At 45.0% G+C, this 17,285-nt stretch carries 17 protein-coding genes; 8 read left to right on the top strand and 9 right to left on the bottom strand.

Translation table 11 applies throughout. The features are described from left to right. Positions 1–218: 218 nt before the first annotated feature. On the top strand, positions 219–1,457 hold the full coding sequence (locus tag AACT19_RS08140; protein ID WP_017079426.1) for a uracil-xanthine permease family protein: 1,239 nt from the start codon (positions 219–221) through the stop codon (positions 1,455–1,457). A 150-nt stretch (positions 1,458–1,607) separates the two neighbouring features. On the opposite strand, the gene upp is transcribed toward AACT19_RS08140, so the two are convergent. Next, the gene (gene upp / locus AACT19_RS08135) at positions 1,608–2,234 is read right to left on the bottom strand and encodes a uracil phosphoribosyltransferase (RefSeq protein ID WP_004734318.1); all 627 of its coding nucleotides are present in this window, start codon (positions 2,232–2,234) and stop codon (positions 1,608–1,610) included. 169 nt (positions 2,235–2,403) lie between these two features. Between upp and purM the strand changes: the two genes are divergently transcribed. Both purM and purN read left to right on the top strand, forming a co-directional pair. Beyond that, the gene (purM, locus tag AACT19_RS08130) at positions 2,404–3,444 is read left to right on the top strand and encodes a phosphoribosylformylglycinamidine cyclo-ligase (protein ID WP_076645957.1); all 1,041 of its coding nucleotides are present in this window, start codon (positions 2,404–2,406) and stop codon (positions 3,442–3,444) included. 120 nt (positions 3,445–3,564) lie between these two features. After that, complete coding sequence (gene purN, locus AACT19_RS08125; protein ID WP_099426121.1) at positions 3,565–4,251, top strand: phosphoribosylglycinamide formyltransferase; 687 nt, start codon at positions 3,565–3,567, stop codon at positions 4,249–4,251. Between the two features lie 160 nt (positions 4,252–4,411). Here purN and AACT19_RS08120 read toward each other — a convergent pair whose 3' ends face one another. Together AACT19_RS08120 and lpcA are read right to left on the bottom strand one after the other, a co-directional pair. Next, positions 4,412–5,257: a class II glutamine amidotransferase gene (locus AACT19_RS08120; RefSeq protein WP_017079424.1), complete on the bottom strand. Its 846-nt coding sequence runs from the start codon at positions 5,255–5,257 to the stop codon at positions 4,412–4,414. 65 nt (positions 5,258–5,322) lie between these two features. After that, the gene (gene lpcA / locus AACT19_RS08115; protein ID WP_004734322.1) at positions 5,323–5,898 is read right to left on the bottom strand and encodes a D-sedoheptulose 7-phosphate isomerase; all 576 of its coding nucleotides are present in this window, start codon (positions 5,896–5,898) and stop codon (positions 5,323–5,325) included. A 327-nt stretch (positions 5,899–6,225) separates the two neighbouring features. Between lpcA and fadE the strand changes: the two genes are divergently transcribed. After that, positions 6,226–8,691, top strand: coding sequence for an acyl-CoA dehydrogenase FadE (gene fadE / locus AACT19_RS08110; protein WP_076645956.1), 2,466 nt, complete (start codon positions 6,226–6,228; stop codon positions 8,689–8,691). A gap of 177 nt (positions 8,692–8,868) precedes the next feature. Here the strand turns inward: fadE and AACT19_RS08105 are convergent, their stop codons facing one another. Together AACT19_RS08105 and dnaQ are read right to left on the bottom strand one after the other, a co-directional pair. After that, positions 8,869–10,116 carry a TIGR03503 family protein gene (locus tag AACT19_RS08105; protein ID WP_076645955.1) on the bottom strand — a complete coding sequence of 416 codons (1,248 nt, stop codon included), beginning with the start codon at positions 10,114–10,116 and terminating at the stop codon, positions 8,869–8,871. 9 nt (positions 10,117–10,125) lie between these two features. Next, positions 10,126–10,893 (bottom strand): DNA polymerase III subunit epsilon, encoded by a 768-nt coding sequence (dnaQ, locus tag AACT19_RS08100; RefSeq protein ID WP_017084141.1) that lies wholly within the window; start codon positions 10,891–10,893, stop codon positions 10,126–10,128. A 56-nt stretch (positions 10,894–10,949) separates the two neighbouring features. Here dnaQ and rnhA point away from each other — a divergent pair, with 56 nt between their 5' ends. Then, positions 10,950–11,414 (top strand): ribonuclease HI, encoded by a 465-nt coding sequence (gene rnhA / locus AACT19_RS08095; protein WP_004734327.1) that lies wholly within the window; start codon positions 10,950–10,952, stop codon positions 11,412–11,414. 138 nt (positions 11,415–11,552) lie between these two features. Here rnhA and AACT19_RS08090 read toward each other — a convergent pair whose 3' ends face one another. Beyond that, complete coding sequence (locus tag AACT19_RS08090) at positions 11,553–12,335, bottom strand: class I SAM-dependent methyltransferase (RefSeq protein ID WP_004734328.1); 783 nt, start codon at positions 12,333–12,335, stop codon at positions 11,553–11,555. 53 nt (positions 12,336–12,388) lie between these two features. On the opposite strand from AACT19_RS08090, the gene gloB reads away from it, so the two are divergent. The 3 genes from gloB to AACT19_RS08075 all read left to right on the top strand — a co-directional run bounded on the left by gloB (position 12,389) and on the right by AACT19_RS08075 (position 15,475). Then, a complete protein-coding gene (gene gloB / locus AACT19_RS08085; RefSeq protein WP_004734329.1) occupies positions 12,389–13,147 on the top strand; it encodes a hydroxyacylglutathione hydrolase in 759 nt (252 codons plus the stop codon). A 70-nt stretch (positions 13,148–13,217) separates the two neighbouring features. Further along, complete coding sequence (locus AACT19_RS08080; protein WP_065681347.1) at positions 13,218–14,792, top strand: LysM peptidoglycan-binding domain-containing protein; 1,575 nt, start codon at positions 13,218–13,220, stop codon at positions 14,790–14,792. After that, positions 14,789–15,475: a YIP1 family protein gene (locus tag AACT19_RS08075; protein WP_004734331.1), complete on the top strand. Its 687-nt coding sequence runs from the start codon at positions 14,789–14,791 to the stop codon at positions 15,473–15,475. The genes AACT19_RS08080 and AACT19_RS08075 overlap by 4 nt, the downstream gene beginning before the upstream one ends. Before the next feature lie 100 nt (positions 15,476–15,575). Here AACT19_RS08075 and AACT19_RS08070 read toward each other — a convergent pair whose 3' ends face one another. The 3 genes from AACT19_RS08070 to AACT19_RS08060 form a co-directional block, all read right to left on the bottom strand. Further along, positions 15,576–16,418: an endonuclease/exonuclease/phosphatase family protein gene (locus AACT19_RS08070; protein ID WP_076645954.1), complete on the bottom strand. Its 843-nt coding sequence runs from the start codon at positions 16,416–16,418 to the stop codon at positions 15,576–15,578. Positions 16,419–16,479: 61 nt separating this feature from the next. Further along, complete coding sequence (glnB, locus tag AACT19_RS08065; RefSeq protein WP_004738609.1) at positions 16,480–16,818, bottom strand: nitrogen regulatory protein P-II; 339 nt, start codon at positions 16,816–16,818, stop codon at positions 16,480–16,482. Between the two features lie 130 nt (positions 16,819–16,948). Then, positions 16,949–17,260: a c-type cytochrome gene (locus AACT19_RS08060; protein WP_029222103.1), complete on the bottom strand. Its 312-nt coding sequence runs from the start codon at positions 17,258–17,260 to the stop codon at positions 16,949–16,951. Between the last annotated feature and the right edge of the window lie 25 nt (positions 17,261–17,285).

Below are 17,285 nucleotides of genomic sequence, written 5' to 3'. Positions count from 1 at the left end.
GGTCGATAGCGCCCACTGTGTTTAATAACCACAAAATATCACCTGGCCATGATAAATCGCTCACTTATAAACTGAATTTTTCGAGCTTTGACGAATATAAAATATCACTAAGATAAATAAATTTGATCTATTTGGTGTGGCAATCGATTGCTAAGTGATAGAATCCCGCGAATTTTATTTTTCACTTTTCATATAACGACCATTTTTAAGGACATCACATGAAGAATGCTCTGCAAGGTGCACAAATGCTGTTTGTAGCTTTTGGTGCGCTTGTATTAGTGCCGCTACTGACTGGACTCGATCCCAACGTTGCACTCTTTGGCGCGGGTATCGGTACCCTTTTATTCCAACTTATTACACGCCGTTCAGTGCCAATCTTCTTAGCGTCTTCTTTTGCATTCATCGCGCCTATCATGTTTGGTATTCAAACTTGGGGTGTCGGTGCAACCATGGGCGGCCTAATGGCAGCAGGTGTTGTGTATGTCTTAATGGGCGCGTTGATTAAAGTGCGTGGCGTAGCCTTCATCCATAAACTGCTTCCACCCGTGGTGGTTGGCCCTGTGATCATGGTTATCGGCTTAGGTCTTGCGCCTGTTGCAGTAAACATGGCGCTAGGTAAAACCGGCGATGGTGCGGTTCAACTTATCGATGCAGACGCCGCGTTATGGATCTCGTCTATTTCATTGCTAGTGACGATTGTCATCAGTGTTTTCTCGAAAGGCTTCCTTAAATTATTGCCTATCTTTGGTGGCATTGTTGCGGGTTACGTAACGAGCTTGGTATACGGCGTAGTTGATTTTACCCCCGTAGCTCAAGCAGCTTGGTTAGCGCTACCAAACTTCACTGCACCAGAGTTCAACATCAACGCTATCTTCTTTATGGTGTTTGTGGCAATTGCACCTGCTGTTGAGCACGTGGGCGACATGCTTGCTATCTCGAACGTAACCGGTAAAGACTACCTTAAGAAGCCAGGTTTACACCGCACCATTACTGGTGACGGTGTGGCAACGATTGCCGCTTCTATGCTGGGTGCGCCACCCAATACAACCTACAGTGAAGTAACGGGTGCTGTAATGCTGACTAAAGCATTCAACCCAGTAATCATGACTTGGGCAGCAGTAACAGCGATTGTTCTGGCTCTAGTAGGTAAGCTAGGCGCTCTTCTGCAAACGATCCCAATTCCTGTGATGGGCGGCATCATGATTCTACTGTTCGGTTCTATCGCGACGGTAGGCTTGAATACTCTAATTCAGAATAAAGTAGACCTACACAAATCACGCAACCTTGTGATTGTGGGTATTACGTTAGTCTTCGGTATTGGCGGCATGGCATTTGGCATCGGCGACTTTAGCCTACAGGGCGTAAGCTTATGCGGTATCGTGGCAATCCTACTTAACCTAGTCCTTCCAGAAGAATTAGGCGACAACACCGTAGTAGACAAAGCTCAAATCGATTAATTTATCGGTAAGGCTAGATTCAAAAGAATCACAACCTAACAAGATCAAAAAAGGGAGAGCATCGAATGCTCTCCCTTTTATTTATACGGCTAATTAAGCAGGTTCAGTTAAGTTTAAAAACTTTTTAAATTAACTTACACCGAAACTGAATTACTTAGTACCGAAGATCTTATCACCAGCATCGCCAAGACCAGGAACAATGTAGCCCTTGTCGTTTAGCTTCTCATCGATTGCAGCCGTGTACAGCTCAACATCAGGGTGCGCTTTTTCTAGAGCAGCGATACCTTCAGGAGCAGCAACAAGCACAAGAATTTTAAAGTGCTTACAACCTTTCTCTTTCATAAGGTCGATAGTCGCGATCATAGAACCACCTGTCGCAAGCATTGGATCTACCACTAGAGCAATACGCTCGTCGATGTTAGATGCAAGCTTGTTGAAGTATGGTACTGGCTCAAGCGTTTCTTCATCACGGTAGATACCAACAACGCTGATACGTGCACTTGGGATGTGCTCAAGAACGCCGTCCATCATGCCTAGACCAGCACGTAGGATTGGCACTACAGTTACTTTTTTACCTTTAATTTGGTCAACTTCTACTGGACCGTTCCAACCGTTAATCGTCACACGCTCAGTTTCAAAATCTGATGTCGCTTCGTATGTTAGAAGGCTACCCACTTCTGTCGCTAGCTCACGAAAACGCTTAGTGCTAATGTCACCTTCACGCATCAGGCCAATTTTATGTTTTACTAGCGGGTGTTTCACTTCAACAACTTTCATTTCCAACTCCGGCAATATTTAAACAAACCTGTAGATTATACACGAACTGTGGGGTTATTTCAGAATCTTTATTCTAATAAAAAAAACCGCGCAAACGTTTGCTCTTGGTAATCAAGCCCTGTTAGAATAGCGCCGTTTTCACATCCAACTTAAGTTCGAGGACTATCCCGTGAGTGGTAATACTTCTTCTCTAAGCTACAAAGACGCTGGTGTTGATATCGACGCAGGTAATGCACTAGTAGACCGTATCAAAGGTGCTGTTAAACGCACTCGTCGCCCTGAAGTAATGGGCGGTATTGGTGGCTTTGGCGCCCTATGTGAACTTCCAACGAAATACAAAGAGCCAGTACTTGTTTCAGGTACTGATGGTGTTGGTACTAAACTTCGCCTTGCTTTGGATCTGAAAAAACACGACACCATTGGTATCGATCTAGTGGCAATGTGTGTGAACGACTTAATCGTTCAAGGTGGTGAGCCGTTATTCTTCCTAGACTACTACGCAACAGGTAAGCTAGATGTAGATACAGCTGCAGACGTTGTTTCTGGTATCGCTGAAGGTTGTGTTCAAGCTGGCTGTGCACTAATCGGTGGTGAAACGGCTGAAATGCCTGGCATGTACGAAGGCGATGACTACGATGTTGCTGGCTTCTGTGTTGGTGTCGTAGAAAAAGCTGACATCATCGATGGCACTAAAGTAGCTGCAGGTGACGCACTTATCGCTGTTGGTTCAAGTGGTCCACACTCAAACGGTTACTCTTTAATTCGTAAAGTTCTAGAAGTTTCTGGTGCTGATAAAAGTGAAGAGCTAGAAGGTCGTACTATTGGTGAGCACCTACTAGAACCGACTAAGATTTACATCAAATCGGCACTTAAGATGATTGCTGAGCATGACATTCATGCTATCTCGCACATCACAGGTGGCGGTTTCTGGGAAAACATCCCACGCGTACTTCCTGAAGGCACTAAAGCAGTGATTGACGGAAAAAGCTGGGAATGGCCTGCTATCTTCAACTGGCTACAAGAGAAAGGGAACGTGGAAACATTTGAAATGTACCGCACTTTCAACTGTGGTGTAGGCCTAGTTGTTGCTCTACCTAAAGAGCAAGCAGACGCTGCTGTTGAACTACTGAAAACTGAAGGCGAAAACGCTTGGGTTATCGGTGAGATCGCAAACTCTGAAGCTGGCGAAGAGCAAGTAGAAATCAAATAAGTGATACGCTCACTTACTTAGTTAATCAATGAGGACCTTATGGTCCTCATTTTGCTATTTAGCCCGCAGAAAACCTTAGTTTATGTAGGTACATTGTAAATACTTCAGTTAACCAATCGCATGACCCACTCTATGAAGAACAGCCATTCTATGAATAACAGTCACTCTAAGAAAAACATCGTCGTTTTAGTCTCAGGAAGCGGAAGTAACTTGCAAGCCATTTTGGATGCCTGTGACAGCCACACGATTGACGCCTCTGTTAAGGCCGTTTTCTCAAATAAAGCGGATGCTTTTGGTCTAGAGCGTGCAAAATCAGCAGGTGTTGACGCTCACTCGGTGAATCCAAAAGAATTTAACTCCCGTGAAGAGTTTGATCATGAATTGATGGTTCAGATCGATGCGTACCAACCCGATCTAATCGTACTCGCTGGCTATATGCGTATTCTGAGTTCAGAGTTTGTTCGCCATTACGCGGGGAAAATGATCAATATCCACCCTTCTCTGTTACCTAAGTACCCAGGCCTACACACCCACCAGCGTGCCATTGATGCGCAAGACAAAGAACACGGCACCAGCGTTCACTTTGTTACCGAAGAACTCGATGGTGGCCCTGTGATCTTACAGGCTAAGGTGCCAGTATTTGAAGATGATGATGCCGACATGTTAGCAAGTCGAGTGCTGACTCAAGAACACTGCATTTACCCTATGGTCTGTAAATGGTTTGCCGAAGATCGTTTATCGATGGTAAACGGGCAAGCTGTCTTAGACGGTAAAGTATTAGGCAATCACGGTTACGCAGAAGAGTAATTCGTATAGCTATTCTCGCAATAGTAAATCACGGAATAAAAAGTAAATCACTGAAGAGCAGCCCTTAAAAATCAGAAAACAAAAAGGCCGCTTACTGACTTATTAGTTCAGTAAGCGGCCTTTCTTTTGTTCGGATCAAAAATGATACTATTCGGAACGTTTAGCTCAATGGCTCAGTTGGTGCTTGGCTTGCAACCTTTTTAGGTGCATAAGCAACATCTTCCAATGCTTTGTGGTTATTGCCGATCAGCTCACCAAAATGAAACAACGCGTATTCGCCCGGCTTCATTCTAAACCACTCTTCATTGCATGTTAGAGGCTGAGTTGCTACCACCGTGACCACATCATTCGGCGTGGTCTCTTCTTGGAAGTTTATCTCAACATCTTCATCAATCAGGCTCGCATTACCAAAAGGCGCGCGTCTTGTTATCCAGTACAAATGATTCGTACAGTAGGTCATCACATACTCGCCATCACTGAGTAACATGTTGAAGACGCCTTTCTCTCTTAGCTGGTCACAACACTCAGCGACAAAGCGAAACATACCTTCCATGTCTTGAGGTGGCTCAGGAAAACGATCTTCTAGTTGTTTCACTAACCAACAGAAAGACAGTTCACTGTCCGTCTCACCGACCGGTCTGAAACGACCACTAACCAGATCATCGTAATCCGTTAATTGGCCATTATGGGCGAAGGTCCAGTATCGTCCCCAAAGCTCACGGGTAAATGGGTGAGTATTTTCTAGATTAACGCCACCACGATTAGCTTGACGGATATGACTGACAACAGCTTGACTTTTAATTGGGTAGTTTTGAACCAACTCAGCGATCTTGGATTCACAACTAGGGTTAGGATCTTTAAACGTACGGAAACCCTTTCCTTCATAGAAAGTAATACCCCAGCCATCGCGGTGCGGGCCGGTATTGCCTCCACGCTGCATAAGACCAGTAAAGCTAAAACAAATATCAGTTGGCACATTCGCGCTCATACCGAGCAATTCACACATGGTTTAATCTACTCCCTATCAAAACCAATGGAGCCTAAGTTGGGCCCCAAATGTCTTTAAAACTATTATTCCATTTCTTTTTCAACAAGCTGAATCACAATATGGATGATCTTAATGTGAATCTCTTGGATGCGGTCAGCGTAACCAAAATGTGGAACTCGAATTTCGATATCGGCACAACCTGCCATTTTACCGCCATCTTTACCGGTTAGCGCAATGGTTTTCATGCCTTTAGCTTGAGCAGCTTCAATCGCTTTCAAAATGTTGGCAGAGTTACCTGAAGTCGATAAACCAAACAACACGTCCCCCTTACGACCTACCGCTTCTACATAACGAGAAAATACGTGGTCGTAGCCAAAGTCGTTACTTACACAAGATAAATGGCTAGGATCTGAAATCGCAATACCAGCGTAACCTGGACGATTTTCACGGTATCGGCCAGTAAGCTCTTCCGCGAAGTGCATCGCATCACAGTGTGAGCCACCGTTACCACAAGAAAGTACTTTACCCTCTTGCTTAAATGAATCTGCAATCAGTTTTGCGGCAGCTTCAATTTGGGCAATGTTATGGTCATCACTCAAGAACTTATTAAGAACGTCAGCAGCTTCGTTCAATTCACTTTTGATTAGGTCATGGTACATAAGGCTTATCTCTTATTTTTTTGACGCAACTTAAAGTGCGCGAAATGAGAACTGGGGGTTTCCCCCTCTTTATTACTGAGTTTACCCACAAACATGAAATAGTGTCGACACTTAAGCCCAAAGATTGCCACCTTAATTAGAGTCTCACTGCCGAACCGCCCAAATATTCGCCACCAACCTCTCACAATTAGAACTTTAACTCTATTGAGATCACTTTTTACCCACCTTGGAGTTTTACAAATATTTAATATTTTGTTTACACTTGACTGGTTAGACCTCTTACCTAAACTTAATAACAATAAGTGATCTCTGAAAAGGAAATCGATCATGAACATATTGCTCTCCCTACTCGGCATGACAGCCGTCTTAAGCGTCTGTCTTTACCATAGAGTTAGCCTAGTACGCGCATTAATCGTATTAACCGGCACAATGGTAGCATTAACACTGTTTGGCGGCGTTGCTGTCACTGGCTGGCTTTGCTATCTCTCAGCCATTGCGATTTTTGCTGTACCGGCAATTCGTCAGACTATCATCAGTCAAAAAGCACTTTCTTTGTTTAAAAAAGTACTGCCTGCAATGTCTCAGACAGAAAAGGAAGCATTAGAAGCTGGTACTGTGTGGTGGGAAGCAGAGCTGTTCAAAGGCAAGCCTGAATGGAAGAAACTTCAAAACATCGCTGACCCTAAGCTGTCTGAAGCTGAGCAAGCATTTTTAGATGGTCCAGTAAATACAGTGTGTGAAATGGTCAATGATTACCAAGTAACGCATGAGCTGGCTGATTTGCCACCAGAAGTATGGCAATACCTGAAAGACCATAAATTCTTCGCAATGATCATCAAGAAAAAGTATGGCGGTTTAGAATTCTCAGCTTACGCTCAATCTTTAGTGCTACAAAAGCTAACGGGCGTTTCTAGCGTATTGTCATCAACCGTTGGCGTACCTAACTCGCTAGGCCCCGGTGAGCTATTGCAGCACTACGGTACAGAAGAACAAAGAAACCACTACCTACCCCGCTTAGCGGAAGGTAAAGAGATCCCTTGTTTTGCCCTAACTAGCCCAGAAGCAGGCTCAGATGCAGGTTCAATCCCCGATTACGGCATCGTATGCAAAGGTCAATGGCAAGGCGAAGAAGTTCTAGGTATGCGACTCACTTGGAACAAGCGCTACATTACCCTTGCACCTGTCGCAACAGTATTGGGACTTGCGTTTAAATTACGAGATCCAGACGGCCTACTTGGTGACAAGCAAGAGCTCGGTATCACTTGCGCGCTTATCCCTACAGATTTAAAAGGCGTGAAGATTGGTAATCGTCACTCCCCACTTAACGTACCGTTCCAAAATGGCCCAACCCAAGGTGATGATCTCTTCGTTCCTATCGATTTCATCATTGGTGGCCAGAAAATGGCCGGCCAAGGCTGGCGTATGCTAGTTGAGTGTCTATCTGTTGGTCGTGGTATCACACTGCCTTCAAACTCAACGGGCGGCATTAAATCGGCTGCGCTGGCAACCGGTGCTTACGCTCGCATTCGTCGCCAGTTCAAACAACCTATTGGTCGTATGGAAGGGGTTGAAGAGCCGCTTGCACGCTTAGCAGGTAATGCCTACGTAATGGATGCAGCGAGTAACCTAACGGTTGCAGGTATCGATCTTGGCGAAAAGCCTTCGGTTATCTCAGCAATCGTGAAGTACCACTGTACTCACCGTGGCCAACGCAGCATCATCGATGCGATGGATATCGTCGGTGGTAAAGGTATTTGCTTAGGTCCATCAAACTTCTTAGCTCGTAGCTACCAAGGCGCGCCAATCGCGATTACCGTGGAAGGTGCCAACATCCTAACTCGTTCGATGATCATCTATGGTCAAGGTGCAATTCGTTGTCATCCTTACGTACTGAATGAAATGGAAGCCGCTTATTCTGAAAGCAGCGATGCACTGGATAAGTTTGATTCAGCGTTAGCAGGACACGTTAGCTTTACGATGAGCAACCTAGTCCGCAGTGTGTGGTTTGGTTTAACTGATGGTCGAGGCTCAGACACGCCAACACCATCTAATAAAGCGGACAAACAAACTCAACGCTACTACCAAAAATTGAACCGCTACAGTGCCAACTTAGCGCTACTTTCTGACATTTCAATGGCCGTTTTGGGTGGTTCACTGAAACGCAGAGAGCGCCTATCAGCAAGATTAGGCGATATCCTAAGCCAACTGTACCTAGGTTCAGCAACACTTAAGCGCTTCGAAAGTGAAGGCAGCCACGCTGAAGACTTACCGTTAGTACATTGGGGTATGCAAGATAGTTTACGTCAGACTGAAGTTGCGATTGATGAGTTCCTAGCGAACTTCCCTAATCCTGTGATTGGCCGTTTACTTCGTGTTGTGTTGATGCCATTCGGTCGCATTCGTCGTGCACCAAACGACAAACTGGATAGCCAAGTCGCGCACATTCTACAAACGCCAAGCGAAACACGTTCTCGTATCGGCCGTGGCCAATACTTGGAAGCGACTGAATACAACCCAGTAGGTAAGATTGAAAAAGCGTTAGAAGTGATTCTTCAAGCAGAACCTCTATTCAACAAAGTCTGCAAAGAGACGCACCAAAAGAGCGCTTTCTTACGACTAGACCTTGTGGCTCAATTAGGGTTAGAGAAAGGCATCTTAACGCAAGAAGAGGCAAATTTGCTGATTAGCGCAGAGGAACATAGACTGTACACGATTAACGTTGACGACTTCTCTCCAGAAGAGCTTGCAGCAAAGTCTCAGTACCCAGACCAATCGATTGATAACGTCGCTTAAGGTTAGAAAAAGAAACAAAAACGGGACTCCTATGAGTCCCGTTTTTTTTGTTCATGACATCGTTGTCACAAATTTTAATGCTGACATTCTCGAAGCTTACACTATCTAAGTTTAGTCTCTCGAGGTTTGTTGTCCCGACGTTTGCTCTCTCAGGACAACTCTAATGATATAAGCGAGTTACTTAGGAGCCTTAAGCTGCATCTCTGGTTGAGCTTTTTTCTTCGCCTTTACCCGACGAACCACAAACCAAATCAATAAACCTAATAGAATCGCGACCACATTACCCACCGCAATAATGATCATACTGCGCTGTCTGTCATCTTCTCGCTTCTGAAGTATCATCAACTCTGCTGCGATACGCTTTTGCTCAGCAAGCGCTTCTTCTTGCAGACGTCGTGACTCCGCTAAGTCGATATCTTCAACAACGCTGTACGAGTGCTCGGTAATGGGAAAGATCAGTGGACGTTGGCTTGAGGCATCAGTAGCGTAAACCATCCCCGACCAGTTATAAATCCCCAAATCGCCATTATAAGGCAGCTCTAAAGCGACTTTCATTGCATCGACCTCAGCTTGGCCCTGCTTATACATTTCGTATTCATCCGGAGCCTTGTGTTCAACATGAACCGCTAACGAACTAGGCGCAATCATGCCCGGCTCCCCTGAAACGACAATCGTATGAGGCTGCCCCTCTTTTCGAGACTGAATGAAGGTTGTAGTGATCGGTGTTGGGTACACCAAAACTTCTTGCTCTTGCGCTCGCAGGAACACACCATTGCCAGAAGTAATACGCGCGCGGTATTTACCGGGCTCAATATCAATCGGCAACGACACAGTGAAAACGCCATCTCCGGCTTGTTCATCAAGACCACTGCCATCGTCGGCAAACTCGCCCATCACAACCGGAATTGGGCGCGCCTCTCTCACTAAAGACTCTTCATTTTCAACGAACTTAGTAAAAGTGACCTTAAGTTTCACGCGATCTAAAAAATCACGCAGCACAAGAGGCTTGCCGTCAGAGGTCAAACGAGCCGTAAATTTAATGTGTTCGGTTTGATACAGTTTGTCTGGGAAGTCATTGGCATCCAAAACAAGGTGAGACAATAGCTTGATGTTGTTCTTAGGTGAGACTTTACCTACCGCTTGCCAAGGTCCTGGCATCGGTTTGTCGATAGATATGATGTCCATGGATGATTCTTCGTACCAACGGACATTATCAGCATTGCGCCAAGAGTAATATTTCTTGCCATCCGGACGAACCAAAACGACAGGTTTAGAGTTATCGGCTCGATAAATCACAAAGGTGACTTGTTCAATACTGGGATCAACGCGAAAACGGTTGTCCAATAAACTCATTACGGATTCTGTTGCCGCATGTAAGCTAAAGCTTAACAACAATAAGCAACCGGTAGCCAATACCCTTAACATACTTTCTCCCTACTGACGCCAGAGGCAGCTTCCGCTTTTCTCGACGAGATCTAAACGACTTTGATGCGCTTCTACTTCATCGGCCGTAGCTCGTAAAACCTTTAGGGATTTTCGACCACTTTCTGCTCTTCGTATACTTTCACCTTCACCTTCCTTTTGCCCGGCGTTAAATTGCAGCGAAGTTTGCCCACCCGTCATCAATAAATAGACGTCGGCTAGGATCTCCGCATCGAGCAATGCGCCGTGGAGAGTACGGTGCGAGTTATCAATACCGTAACGATCACATAAGATATCTAGGTTGTTTCTTTTGCCTGGAAAGATCTTCTTCGCCATGGCCAAGGTATCGGTAACTTTACAGTAGTCATCCGTTTTACCTATCGCTGGGTTGAGCTTCTCAAACTCATAATCCATAAAGCCCGTATCGAAGGGCGCGTTATGAGCTACCAGCTCAGCACCTTTGATAAAGTCGAGAAACTCTTTATGTATGTCTTGGTATTCTGGCTTATCAATCAAGAATTCATCGGTAATACCGTGAACGCCAATCGCCTCTTCTTGAATCGCACGATCGGGCTTTATATAGACGTGGAAGTGACGCCCGGTCAGCCTACGGTTGATGATCTCTACCGCACCAATCTCAACGATGCGATGCCCCATATAGTGAGGGCCACCTTCTGTATTCATACCGGTGGTTTCGGTATCGAGTACAATGATGCGCTTATTTTCGTCCGAACTGTTTTTTTCGTTCGTGTTTTGTTCTGGAGTGCTACTGGTATTCATAAGGATAACTGTGTCAGACTATGCCGATAATGTGCTTGAGGTAATAGTATCAAATCATGACGAAACAAGTTGAAATTTTCACTGACGGTTCTTGTTTAGGCAACCCAGGTCCTGGTGGCTATGGCATCGTACTTCGCTATAAAAAAGTAGAAAAGACACTAGCCGAAGGCTTTACACTAACGACCAACAACCGTATGGAAATGCTCGCAGCTGTCATCGCTCTCCAAGCACTCAAGGAACCTTGCTCCGTGATTCTGACCACGGATAGCCAATACGTTCGCCAAGGCATCACACAGTGGATCCACAACTGGAAAAAGCGTGACTGGAAAACCGCCGACAAGAAACCGGTTAAAAACGCAGACCTGTGGCAAAGGCTCGATAAAGAAACTGCTCGTCATAGTGTTGATTGGCGCTGGGTTAAAGGACACGCTGGGCACCGAGAAAATGAAATGTGTGATGACTTAGCGCGAAATGCAGCGGAGAATCCGACTCAAGAAGATACGGGCTATCAACCAAGCTAACCGTCTTTTAAATGAGATGCAGATTTCAGAAACAGATTCATACTTTCCAAACCTGATTGATAGTTTCCTAACCTGATTGATAGCTTCTCAAACTAGTTGATAATTGATTAACCTAATTAATAGATCAAAAGCCGACTACTAGTCGGCTTTTTCTGTTTTCAACGGATATGAAGCTTTAGCTGAATCCATGGTACGACGCGTATTGGTTCTAAAGCTTGCTCCAACCGGAGAGAAACGTCGCTTAAGGTGCCAATGTGGCTTGATAGGCTTAAGTGGGTAAGTTCGTTTACGAGCAACAATAAAGTATTGGCTGCCAGCAAAGGAAGCACAGCCGCCTAAACTATTCTCCAACCACGTCCACATCGCCTGATACTTACTCATCGGAAATAGTGCATAGGTATCGCAATGAATCACTTCGTAGTTCAATACACCTAACCAGTCTTTAATTCGGTTTGGCGTGTACATACGTCCACTCCAAGGCAAGCTGTTCTTTCGCCAAGGCAGTAAACTTGCGAGTCCGGTAATACTAAACGGATTGAAGCCAGTAATGATGATATAACCATCGTCCATCATCACTCGGTCGACTTCTCTCAATAATCGATGCGGGTCATTGCTATAATCTAACTGATGACTCAGCACCACAACATCAAAGCTTTTCTCCAAAAAGGGTAAATTATAGACATCCGCTATCACATTATGTAATGGGTTCTGGATATCTAGGTTTACTTGATGTTGAATGTTGCATGTGCAGCTAGAAATCTCACTACTGAGACCGCCAAGCTTGAGCATATGGTAACCAAATAGCTTTGGGCACCACTCATCGAGTCGAGTTTGAATAGATTCTCTCAACCAGTCCCCATTGTGCAATTGTGCCCAAGTGTAAGGACGCTCAAACTTCTTTCTGCTACGTGCTGGCTTCATCAATAACCTGTCTCACTTATTCTGTCTCACTAAAAGTGACTGGAGAATCAATAATGTTACATATCAAAAGCATACCTGCATTTAACGACAATTACATCTGGCTGATTCAAAATAGCGATCGTCGTTGTGCTGTCGTCGACCCTGGTGATGCGGCTCCAGTATTAGAGTACTTAGCACATCATGAGCTAACTTTAGATGCAATCTTGATTACACACCACCACCATGATCACATTGGTGGCGTTCCAGAACTAGTCAGACAGTTTCCAAGCATAGATGTAGTGGGTCCAAGGAATGAACCGATCCCGACCTTAACTCACCCCGTTGATGATGGTGACCAATTAGAATTGTTTGGTGAAGTCTTTTTAGTACTCGGGCTCAGTGGCCACACCGCTGGTCACATTGGTTATGTGGGCGATGCCAAACTATTTTGTGGCGATGTGCTGTTTTCAGCAGGCTGTGGTCGAATCATGGAAGGCACGCCACAGCAAATGTTTGATGCACTGAACAAGATCACAGCACTTCCTCAAGAAACCGAGGTTTACTGTGCTCATGAATACACCGCCGCGAACATCGCTTTCGCATTAGCGGTTGAGCCTGACAACCAACATTTGCAGCAATATCGCGACCAAGTGAACCGACTCCGAGCTCAGAATAAGTCGACCATCCCCACAAATTTGAGACAAGAGAAGTTTGTGAACCCTTTCTTGCGCTATACCGAGCCAAGTGTAGTGAAATCAGTATCTAATCGTACTGAGCAGACCGATCCTTTATCGGTATTTACCGCTTTACGTGCGTGGAAGAACGAATTTTAACAAATACAGACTTGTCACTCATAGGGGGTGGCAAGTATTATCACCGGCCGTTAATTAAAAAGGCTGTAACATGCGAGTTAAGTACAGCTGGGCTTTGGTATTACTACTTTCTGGTTGCCAATTAACTCAGTCAGAGAATCCAGACCAAGCTTCCGAGCAAACCAACACATCTCCTACTAAAGAAGTTTCTCAAGCGAACGCTTCATCAGAAGCAACAGCCAAAGAAGATCAAAAAGTTGAAGCACCTGTCGTTACTCCACAAACACAAGAAGATGTTTGGAAACGTATTGCGATGCAACTTGAAATGGAAGTACCCGACCAAAAGAAGGTTGATTACTACCGAACTTGGTATTTAAAGCACCCTAGTCATCTAAAAACCGTCTCACAACGTGCTGAACCTTTCCTTTATCTGATCACAACTAAGATTGAAGAAAAAGGCTTACCACTAGAATTGGCACTATTACCCGTTGTAGAAAGTTCTTTCGATGCGTTTGCCTACTCTCATGGCAGCGCAGCAGGTCTATGGCAATTCATTTCTGGCACAGGCAAAGACTACGGGCTTGAACAGAACTTCTGGTACGACGGTCGTCGTGATGTGGCTGCCTCTACTGACGCCGCATTGGATTTCCTCTCAGACCTTAACCGACGTTTCGATGGCGATTGGAACCATGCCATTGCTGCCTATAATAGTGGTGGCGGTCGTGTAAACAGTGCTATCCGCAAGAACAAGAAGCTGGGTAAGCCAATCGACTTCTTCTCTTTGGACTTACCAAGAGAGACCAGCAGCTACGTACCTAAACTGCTTGCTCTAGCTGATGTGATTGCCAACCAAGAAAAGTATGGCATCGATATCCCTGCGATTCCAAATAAGCCAGTACTGGCCCTGGTTAACCCAAACGAACAGCTTGATTTAGCGATTGCTGCAAGCTACGCAGGTATTCCAGTCAAAGAGCTGCAAGGCTACAACCCCGCTTATAACCAATGGGCGACGGCACCTGAAAAGCATCAGCAATTATTGCTTCCTCTAGGCTCTGTTGAAAAGTTCAACAAAGAAGTGGCGGCCAATAAAGGCAAAGGCATGAAATTGGTGCGTTACAAGGTTCAGTCTGGTGACAGCATTAGCGTACTAGCAAGTAAATATAACACCACCAGCAAAGTGATCCGCTCTGCAAACGGTTTAAGCAACAACAATATTCGTATTGGACAGCACTTACTTATCCCAACATCCACCAAAGACGACAAGACATACGCACTAAGCGCTTCAAATCGCCTAGCAAGCACACAGTCGAAGAGTCGAGGTCAATATAAGCTTAGTCATACCGTAAAAAGTGGTGACAGCCTATGGACGATTGCACGCGCAAATAAGGTATCTCATCAATCACTGGCTAAGTGGAATGGTATGGGGCCACGCGACACGCTTCGAATTGGTCAAGAACTGGTCATTTGGAAGAATAGTTCCGACGGTGCCATCATTCGAACTGTCTTTTATAACGTAAGATCAGGTGACACAGTCAGCGGTATTGCATCAAAGTTCAAAGTAAAAAGCGCAGATGTTGTAAAATGGAACGCTTTGCAGAACAAGAAATACCTACAGCCAGGACAAAAACTGAAGCTGTATGTTGATGTAACTAAGGTAAGTGTATGAACCCGTCAAGTAACCCACTCGTCATGCTGTTGGATATATTCCGTTCACCAACAGCTTGTTTCTTAGCGCTTTATCAGCGAAGTGCTTGGGGATGGCAACCCTACGTCGTATTAATGCTCAGCCCATTTTTATTCTGGGGTGCTTATTTTTCGAATGTAGATTTTGCATGGTTAAGTGCAGAATTGTCACAACAACTGGCTCAAACGAACCCTGACCAATTGGCGTTACTTGACAGTAATACCCTACTCGCGAGTGAAATCATCAGCGATGTGTTTGGCCGAACATTAACCATCATTCTGTTGGCATTCTGGTTTAATCTAGCAACCAAACCAAGCCAGCATCAACATAGCTTTTGGCGATGGTTTGCAGCGGCATCGGTTGTGATATTCCCGGCTGTTTTAGGTGACGTAGCAAGCTACGCAAGCCTGATACTCAAGCATGGACAAGTGATGAGCTACGCTGCTGACTTGAACAGCTTAAACGGCTTAATCAAGTTACCACTAACCAATGATTGGTCGCAGTTTGCCAGCTCTTTACCACTGTTATTACCATGGTATATCGTGTTGGGTTATGCTGCAGTATTAACGTGGACTGAGTTTGAACGTGGGCAAGCGCTTGTGATTTCAGGCTTACCATGGGTTGGCTACTACCTAATCTGGGCGCTCTACATTTTAATCTTTTAAGTTGAAGAGGTAAGGCTAGCGAAAACTCTCTAGCCTATTTGCTCCGTTAGATTACCCAACGTAACTACCGTGCGAATGGTTAAGCTCCAATGACTAATAGCTATTTAGCCTTAAAGGTCACTCGCATAGGGTTATGATCAGAAGCGTCCGTAATGGGCGCTTTTGCATTTTCTACCTCTAGCCCTCGATAGAACACATGGTCGAGCACCAATCCTGTCATAAACTGAGTTCGGTTATCCGGTTCAAAGGCAACCTCCGTCAAACCGACCTGTTCCAACGCGCCTTTCAATACCGCAAAGCGAGCTTCACTCCAGCTATTAAAATCCCCAGCAAAAATAACAGGCCCACGATACTGTTGCAGATTGTCAGTTAAGCTATTCAGCTGAGCCTCGTAATCTTCCGTACCAAAGGTAAAGTTCACGGCATGGATATTAATCACAGCCAACTCTTCGCCATTGCTTAGTTGGTAACGCGACCAAAGCGCCGATTTAGGCAATTGAAGCCAAGGTTCTTCATGAGTATAAGCACAAGCTTCGATCGGTAAATGCGTCGCTAAGTTAAGTACGCCAGCACTTTGTTCAAAGGCTTTAAACGCATTCACACGAGTGCTTCCCCACTGGCCGCTTGTCACCCATTGGCGAAGCTCTTCTGTCATACTCGCTTCTTGCAGCAATACAAGATCGCTTCCTGCCGTCAATTTGTTCAGTTCACTCTGCCAATTACTGCGATTTTGCTTGTAGATATTCCACACGGTAATGCTTAGTCCATCAGACACATCAATCGCTTTCGGTGCGGAGTTTTGGTAGCAACTGTAGATGTCGTTACTGGTACTTTGAGAGGAAGTGATCAGGTTGGGTTTATTCGGGATCACGAAGATAAAATGAAAACTAACGACAGCAAGCGTTATCAATACGGCGATAACAATGATGGTTTTCTTAAACATACAGCACCCTACCAGAAATGAAAAAGGAGCGATAAACGCTCCTTTTAGGGTAATAGTTTTTTTATACGGCGTCTTCGTCTTCCTCGCCAGTACGAATACGTACCACACGTTCAACGTCAGTAATGAAGATCTTACCGTCGCCGATTTTACCGGTTTGAGCCGTTTCGATAATGGTATCAACACACTGGTCAGCCACTTCGTCGGTCACAACGATTTCCAATTTCACTTTAGGTAAAAAGTCGACCATGTACTCTGCGCCGCGATATAGCTCAGTATGACCTTTCTGGCGTCCAAAGCCTTTAACTTCAGATACTGTCATACCCGTAATACCCACTTCTGCAAGTGCTTCACGTACATCATCAAGTTTGAATGGCTTGATAATGGCTTCAATCTTTTTCATGTTCATCCCTTAAACTGTGCGAATAGCTCATTATCGGTTAGCTATAGTAAACATTCAATGAAAAAAGCCAGAGCTTTAAAGCTCTGGCTCGAAATTTATCATCTTGTTTAATCAGCGCTTTGAGAAGGTTTTACTTAAGGCTTGCGTAGTAAGCGGCTAGATTCGCGATATCTTCATCACTCAGCATAGAAGCTTGAGCCTGCATCACAGCGGCCAAGCCACCATTACGCTGTTTTGTTTTGTAAGCGTTGATCGATGAAACGATGTACTGCTCGTTTTGTCCTTTCAGGTTTGGGTAACCTGGGATCATAGCGATACCATCGGCGCCATGACAAGCCGCACAGATTGCTGCTTTAGCTTGGCCCGCAGCAACATCACCCGCCAGAGCGTTACCACTCAATAGTCCAAGTCCGAGAACTAATCCTAGTGTAATTTTCTTCATTGCATATTCCATTAATTATTTTTAT

This window comes from Vibrio sp. 10N.222.47.A9 (assembly GCF_963872585.1).
Lineage (GTDB): Bacteria > Pseudomonadota > Gammaproteobacteria > Enterobacterales > Vibrionaceae > Vibrio > Vibrio splendidus.
This window is presented reverse-complemented; position numbering and strand designations above follow the sequence as displayed.